At 70.4% G+C, this 6,479-nt stretch carries 7 protein-coding genes; 2 read left to right on the top strand and 5 right to left on the bottom strand.

Annotation, left to right across the window (positions count from 1 at the left end):
* Positions 1–55: 55 nt before the first annotated feature.
* Complete coding sequence (locus ACWGN5_RS41485) at positions 56–1,741, bottom strand: ribonuclease J (protein ID WP_453524132.1); 1,686 nt, start codon at positions 1,739–1,741, stop codon at positions 56–58.
* 100 nt (positions 1,742–1,841) lie between these two features.
* Entirely contained in the window at positions 1,842–2,741 is a 900-nt protein-coding gene (dapA, locus tag ACWGN5_RS41480; protein WP_369146854.1) for a 4-hydroxy-tetrahydrodipicolinate synthase, read from the bottom strand.
* 336 nt (positions 2,742–3,077) lie between these two features.
* Between dapA and ACWGN5_RS41475 the strand changes: the two genes are divergently transcribed.
* Both ACWGN5_RS41475 and ACWGN5_RS41470 read left to right on the top strand, forming a co-directional pair.
* Positions 3,078–3,344, top strand: a complete 267-nt coding sequence (locus ACWGN5_RS41475) for a hypothetical protein (protein WP_453524129.1) — start codon at positions 3,078–3,080, stop codon at positions 3,342–3,344.
* 54 nt (positions 3,345–3,398) lie between these two features.
* Positions 3,399–3,959 (top strand): hypothetical protein, encoded by a 561-nt coding sequence (locus tag ACWGN5_RS41470; RefSeq protein WP_453524126.1) that lies wholly within the window; start codon positions 3,399–3,401, stop codon positions 3,957–3,959.
* Here the strand turns inward: ACWGN5_RS41470 and ACWGN5_RS41465 are convergent.
* The 3 genes from ACWGN5_RS41465 to ACWGN5_RS41455 all read right to left on the bottom strand — a co-directional run.
* Positions 3,949–4,401: a hypothetical protein gene (locus ACWGN5_RS41465; RefSeq protein ID WP_369146850.1), complete on the bottom strand. Its 453-nt coding sequence runs from the start codon at positions 4,399–4,401 to the stop codon at positions 3,949–3,951. The genes ACWGN5_RS41470 and ACWGN5_RS41465 overlap by 11 nt on opposite strands.
* A gap of 5 nt (positions 4,402–4,406) precedes the next feature.
* A complete protein-coding gene (gene dapB / locus ACWGN5_RS41460; protein ID WP_453524122.1) occupies positions 4,407–5,159 on the bottom strand; it encodes a 4-hydroxy-tetrahydrodipicolinate reductase in 753 nt (250 codons plus the stop codon).
* Between the two features lie 26 nt (positions 5,160–5,185).
* On the bottom strand, positions 5,186–6,479 hold a 1,294-nt coding region (locus tag ACWGN5_RS41455; RefSeq protein ID WP_453524119.1), incomplete at its 5' end, for a M16 family metallopeptidase.

Below are 6,479 nucleotides of genomic sequence, written 5' to 3'. Positions count from 1 at the left end.
CTGGAGCGGGGCGCCCCGATGCAAATCGAGGGGCCCCGCTCCGGTGACGCGCTGGTCAGACCTCCACGACGACCGGGAGGATCATCGGGCGCCGGCGGTAGGTGTCGGAGACCCACTTGCCGACGGTGCGGCGGATCAGCTGCTGGAGCTGGTGGGGTTCGACGACGCCGTCCTGGGCCGACTTGTTGAGGGCCTGGTCGATCTTCGGGATCACCGCGTCGAAGGCGGAGTCCTCGATGCCGGAGCCTCGGGCGTGGATGTTCGGGCCGCCCACGATCTTGCCGGTGGACGAGTCGACCACCAGGAAGACCGAGATGATGCCTTCCTCGCCGAGGATGCGGCGGTCCTTGAGGGAGGTCTCGGTGACGTCGCCGACCGAGAGGCCGTCCACGTACACGTAACCCGCCTGGACCTTGCCGGTGATGCGGGCGCGGCCGTCGACCAGGTCGACGACGACGCCGTCCTCCGCGATGACGATGTGGTCCTTGGGGATGCCCGTCATCGCGCCGAGCTCGGCGTTGGCGCGCAGGTGGCGCCATTCGCCGTGGACCGGCATGAGGTTCTTCGGCTTGCAGATGTTGTAGAAGTACAGCAGCTCGCCGGCCGAGGCGTGGCCCGAGACGTGGACCTTGGCGTTGCCCTTGTGGACCACGTTCGCGCCCCAGCGGGTCAGGCCGTTGATCACGCGGTAGACCGCGTTCTCGTTGCCCGGGATGAGCGAGGACGCGAGGATCACCGTGTCGCCGGGGACGATGCGGATCTGGTGGTCGCGGTTGGCCATGCGGGACAGGGCCGCCATGGGCTCGCCCTGGGAACCCGTGCAGACCAGCACGACCTCGTCGTCCGGCAGGTCGTCGAGGGTCTTCACGTCCACGACGAGGCCGGCCGGGACCCGGAGGTAGCCCAGGTCGCGGGCGATGCCCATGTTGCGGACCATCGAGCGGCCGACGAAGGCGACCCGGCGCCCGTACTCGTGGGCGGCGTCGATGATCTGCTGGATGCGGTGCACGTGGCTGGCGAAGCTGGCCACGATGATGCGCTTCGGGGCGTTCGCGAAGACGTTCCGCAGGACGTTGGAGATGTCCCGCTCCGGCGGGACGAAGCCCGGGACCTCGGCGTTCGTGGAGTCGGACAGCAGGAGGTCGATGCCCTCCTCGCTGAGCCGCGCGAAGGCGTGGAGGTCGGTCAGGCGGCCGTCCATCGGGAGCTGGTCCATCTTGAAGTCGCCGGTGGCGACGGCCATGCCCGCGGGGGTGCGGATGGCGACGGCCAGGGCGTCCGGGATGGAGTGGTTGACCGCGACGAACTCGCAGTCGAAGGGGCCCAGCTGCTCGCGGTCGCCTTCCTTCACCTCGAGGGTGTAGGGGCGGATGCGGTGCTCCTGGAGCTTGGCCTCGATCAGGGCGAGGGTCAGCTTGGAGCCGATGAGCGGGATGTCCGGCTTCAGCCGGAGCAGGTACGGGACGGCGCCGATGTGGTCCTCGTGCCCGTGCGTGAGCACGATGCCCTCGATGTCGTCGAGGCGGTCCCGGATGATGGTGAAGTCCGGCAGGATCAGGTCGACGCCGGGCTGCTCCTCCTCGGGGAAGAGGACGCCGCAGTCGACGATCAGCAGACGGCCGTCGAACTCGAAGACCGTCATGTTGCGGCCGATCTCGCCGAGGCCGCCGAGCGGGATGACGCGCAGGCCGCCCTTGGGCAGCTTCGGCGGGGCGCCGAGTTCAGGATGCGGATGACTCAAAAGACTCTCCTCACCATGCGCGCCACGTACCGGTCGGGCACGTGGCGCGCATGACAATCGTGCACTTGCTGTTGTCAGTGTTCAGTTGTGAAGTCTGTTGTCAGAGTTCTACCCCGCCGGCGGCCAGGTCGACCTTGAGCTGGGCGGTCTCCTCGGGGGAGAGCTCGACGAGCGGCGGGCGCAGCGGGCCGGCCGGGAGGCCCTGGAGGGCGAGGGCGGCCTTGGTGGTCATGACGCCCTGGGTGCGGAACATGCCGGTGTAGACCGGGAGCAGCTTCTGGTGGATCTCCGTGGCCTTCTGGACCTCGCCGCCGAGGTGGGCGTCGAGGAGGGCGCGGAGTTCCGGGGTGACGAGGTGGCCGACGACGGAGACGAAGCCGCAGGCGCCGACGGAGAGCAGCGGCAGGTTGAGCATGTCGTCGCCGGAGTACCAGGCGAGGCCGGAGCGGGCGATGGCCCAGCTGGCGCGGCCGAGGTCGCCCTTGGCGTCCTTGTTGGCGACGATGCGCGGGTGCTCGGCGAGGCGGACGATCGTCTCGGTGTCGATCGGGACGCCGCTGCGGCCGGGGATGTCGTACAGCATCACCGGGAGCTCGGTGGCGTCGGCGATGGCCGAGAAGTGCCGGTACAGGCCCTCCTGCGGGGGCTTGTTGTAGTACGGCGTCACGGCGAGGAGGCCGTGTGCGCCGTCGCGCTCGGCGGTGCGGGCCAGTTCGATGGAGTGGTGGGTGTCGTTGGTGCCGATGCCGGCGACGACGTGGGCGCGGTCGCCGACCGCCTCCAGCACCGCTCGTACGAGCTCCGATTTCTCCGCGTCGCTGGTGGTCGGGGACTCGCCGGTGGTGCCGTTGATGACGAGGCCGTCGTTGCCCGCGTCCACCAGGTGGGTGGCGAGTCGCTGGGCACCGTCGAGGTCGAGTGCGCCGTCCGCCGTGAAGGGCGTGACCATGGCGGTGAGGACCCGCCCGAAGGGGGTCTGCGGAGTGGAGATCGGAGCCATGGGTAACACGCTACTCGCTGCTCAGCGCCTGGTGTCCCCGAGGGGGACAGGAGAAAGGGAGCCCGGCGCTGCCTGCTCGGGGGTTCAGGCAGCGCCGGGTCCGTTTGATCAGCCTAGATGAACTTCGTGAAACGTCGCAATACGGACACTTCGCATCGTGTGTTCGGACATGTGTGCCGTATGGGACTGCACAGTCGTCCAACACGGTGATCGGCTTCCTCGGCGGCGTCCTACCGGAGGATGAGATTCGGCCGCTTTGATGAAAAAGGGCACCAAAACGTCTCTTCCGTCGTCTGTACCTGTGACGCATGACGACGAATGAGGAGAGTGGCTCTGATGTTCCTCCCCCAGACTCCGTCCGGGGGCACCCCCAGGCGAGAGGCCGTACCGTTCGCGTTCGTCGCGGAGGCCGACCACTTCCGCAGTAACGTCACTCCACCGCCCCGGGAGCGCCTCAGCACCTCGCAGATCGTGGGCCGCGCCCTGCTCGGGCTGACCGTCGTGGCCGGCCTCGTCGGGTCCCTGGTCCTCGGGATGCCCTCGCTCCAGTCGGGTGACTCGGCCACTCGTCAGCAGCAGTCCGAGGCCTCCGACAACCGCTGAGGTAGCCTCACCGGGCACCGCCCCTTCGAGCGTGCTTGTGAGTGAGGACCTGTCGTGCCCCTGCCCTTTCTGACGGCCGACCGTGCTTTTGACACGACCGACCAAGTCGCCCTGCCGTTCGACGACCACGACGAGTGGCGCCGCCCGTACCGGCCGGGCTCGTGGCGTGTGGGGGCGGCGGCGCTCGCGCTGCTGCTCGCCTCGTTCGTCCTGCTCGCCGCCGTGATCATCGCGGTGGCCGGTGCCTTCGGCGGCGCGGGCGTCACGCTCGGCATCGCCGCGCTGGTCATCGTGGCCTCGCTGCGGATGCTGCGCATGGGCACCTGGGTGAGCCGGGCCGGCCTGCGCCGCGTGGCCTTCTTCTCGACCGTCACCGTGCCCTGGGCGAAGGTGACCTCCGTACGGACCACCCAGCAGCCGGTCCGCTGGCTCGGACTCCCCCGTACCGTCCAGGGCCAGGCCCTGGTGCTCGACCGGCAGGGTGGTGAGCAGCTGCTGCTGCTCACCGACCACAACGCCGACTTCCTCTCCCGTGTCGAGGCCTTCGACCGGGCGGCCGACACGGTCGAGGCCTGGAACGCCGAGTACGGCACGGCCCCGGCCGCTACGCGCTGACCGGACGCCCCTCGTGGAGCGCGATGGCCCGCTGCATCGCCTTGCGGGCCCGGGGGGTGTCCCGGGCGTCGTGGTAGGCCACCGCGAGCCGGAACCAGCAGCGCCAGTCCTCGGGTGAGTCCTCCGTCTCGGCCTTGCGCCGGGCGAAGACCTCGTCGGCCGAGTCCCGCAGGATCCGGCCGCCCTCCGTGCGCTTCAGCTCGTCGACGGGCAGGCCCCCCTCGGCCTCCAGCTCCGCGGCCAGGCGGTTGGCCCGGCGCGCGAAGCTGGTGTTCTTCCAGAGGAACCAGCCGCCGACCGCGGGCAGCAGGAACGCCACGGCGCCCATGCCCATGGCGGCCGGCTCGCCCGTCAGGAGGAGCAGGACGCCCTCCATCGCCACCACGCCGAAGACGAGCACGAGCACGGTGGCCAGGAAGACGTAGGTGATCTTTCCGCCCATGGCCGTCAGCCCAGGTCCAGGAAGTGCTCCAGGCCGAAGGTGAGGCCCGGGGCGGAGGTCACGCGGCGGGCGCCCAGGAGGATGCCCGGCATGAAGCTGGAGTGGTGCAGGGAGTCGTGCCGGACGGTGAGGGTCTCGCCCTCGCCGCCGAGCAGCACCTCCTGGTGGGCGAGCAGGCCCCGGAGGCGTACGGCGTGGACGGGGACGCCGTCCACGTCGGCGCCGCGCGCACCCGGCAGGGCCGTCGCGGTGGCGTCCGGCTGGGCGCCCAGGCCGGCCTCGGCCCGCGCGGCGGCGATCAGCTGAGCCGTACGGGTGGCGGTCCCGGAGGGGGCGTCCACCTTGTTCGGGTGGTGCAGCTCGACGACCTCGACCGACTCGAAGTACGGGGCCGCGATCTGCGCGAACTTCATGGTCAGGACCGCGCCGATGGAGAAGTTCGGCGCGATGAGGACGCCGGTCTCCGGGGAGGCGGCCAGCCAGCCCCGCAGCTGCGCGAGGCGCTCCTCGGTCCAGCCGGTGGTGCCGACCACCGCGTGGATGCCGTGGCCCACGCAGTACTCGAGGTTCGCCATGACCGAGTCGGGGGTGGTCAGCTCGACGACGACCTGGGCGCCCGCCTCGGTGAGGGCGTCGAGGTCGTCGCCGCGGCCGAGGGCCGCGACCAGTTCCATGTCCTCGGCGGCCTCGACGGCCCTGACCGCCTCGGAGCCGATGCGGCCCTTGGCTCCGAGGACCGCCACGCGCAGCTTGCTCATTGCTCTTCCTTAGGGGGACTGGTGTTTCAGGAGACCGCTTGGTGGAGGCGGTCCGCCTGCTTGTCCTTCAGCGGGCCGATCACCGAGAGCGAGGGCCGCTGCTCCAGTACATCGCGGGCGACCTCGCGGACCTCGTCCGGGGTGACCGCCGCGATCCGGGCCAGCATGTCGTCGACCGACATCTGGGTGCCCCAGCACAGCTCGCTCTTGCCGATGCGGTTCATCAGCGCGCCGGTGTCCTCCAGGCCGAGCACGGTCGAGCCGGAGAGCTGCCCGACGGCGCGGGTGATCTCCTCGTCCGTGAGGCCGTCGGAGGCGACCTTGTCGAGCTCGTCCCGGCAGATCTTCAGGACGTCGTGGACCTGACTGGGCCGGCAGCCCGCGTACACCCCGAAGAGGCCGCAGTCGGCGAAGCCCGAGGTGTACGAGTACACGCTGTAGGCCAGGCCGCGCTTCTCGCGGACCTCCTGGAAGAGGCGGGACGACATGCCGCCGCCGAGGGCGGTGTTCAGCACGCCGAGGGCCCAGCGGCGCTCGTCGGTGCGGGCCAGGCCCGGCATGCCGAGGACCACGTGGGCCTGCTCGGTCTTCCGGTTGAGGAGTTCGACCCGGCCGGCCGTACGGATGGTCCGGGCGCCCTCGCGGGGCGCGACCGGGACGGCGTCGGTACGGGTCAGGGCGCCGGCCTTCTCGAAGGCGCGGCGGACCTGGCGTACCACCGTGGCGTGGTCGACGTTGCCCGCGGCCGCGACGACCAGGTGGGTCGGGTCGTAGTGCTTCTTGTAGAAGCGGGCGATCTGGCCGCGGCTGAGCGCGTTGATCGTGTCGACGGTGCCGAGGACCGGGCGGCCCAGCGGGGTGTCGCCGAACATCGTCTGCGCGAACAGCTCGTGCACGACGTCACCGGGGTCGTCCTCGGTCATCGCGATCTCTTCGAGGATGACGCCGCGCTCGGCGTCCACGTCCTCGTCGAGGATCAGCGAGTCGGTGAGCATGTCGCAGACGACGTCGATCGCCAGCGGCAGGTCGGTGTCGAGGACCCGGGCGTAGTAGCAGGTGTACTCCTTCGCCGTGAAGGCGTTCATCTCGCCGCCGACCGCGTCGATCGCGGCGGAGATGTCGAGGGCGGACCGCTTGTGGGTGCCCTTGAAGAGGAGGTGCTCCAGGTAGTGGGTCGCGCCGTTGAGCGTGGGGGTCTCGTCGCGGGAGCCGACGTGCGCCCAGATGCCGAAGGTGGCGGAGCGCACGGAGGGGAGGGTCTCGGTGACGATCCGCAGGCCGCCGGGGAGGGTCGTGCGGCGAACCGTGCCGATGCCGTCC

The sequence above is a fragment of the Streptomyces sp. NPDC055815 genome, from assembly GCF_053616475.1.
Note: the sequence above shows the minus strand (reverse complement) of the source record. Positions and strands in the feature narration are given on the sequence as shown.

Excerpts from the sequence above, each read along its gene's own strand:
- ACWGN5_RS41475 (WP_453524129.1), top strand. The coding sequence starts at position 3,078 with ATGTTCCTCCCCCAGACTCCGTCCGGGGGCACCCCCAGGCGAGAGGCC.
- dapA (WP_369146854.1), bottom strand. The coding sequence starts at position 2,741 with ATGGCTCCGATCTCCACTCCGCAGACCCCCTTCGGGCGGGTCCTCACC.
- ACWGN5_RS41465 (WP_369146850.1), bottom strand. The coding sequence starts at position 4,401 with ATGGGCGGAAAGATCACCTACGTCTTCCTGGCCACCGTGCTCGTGCTC.
- dapB (WP_453524122.1), bottom strand. The coding sequence starts at position 5,159 with ATGAGCAAGCTGCGCGTGGCGGTCCTCGGAGCCAAGGGCCGCATCGGC.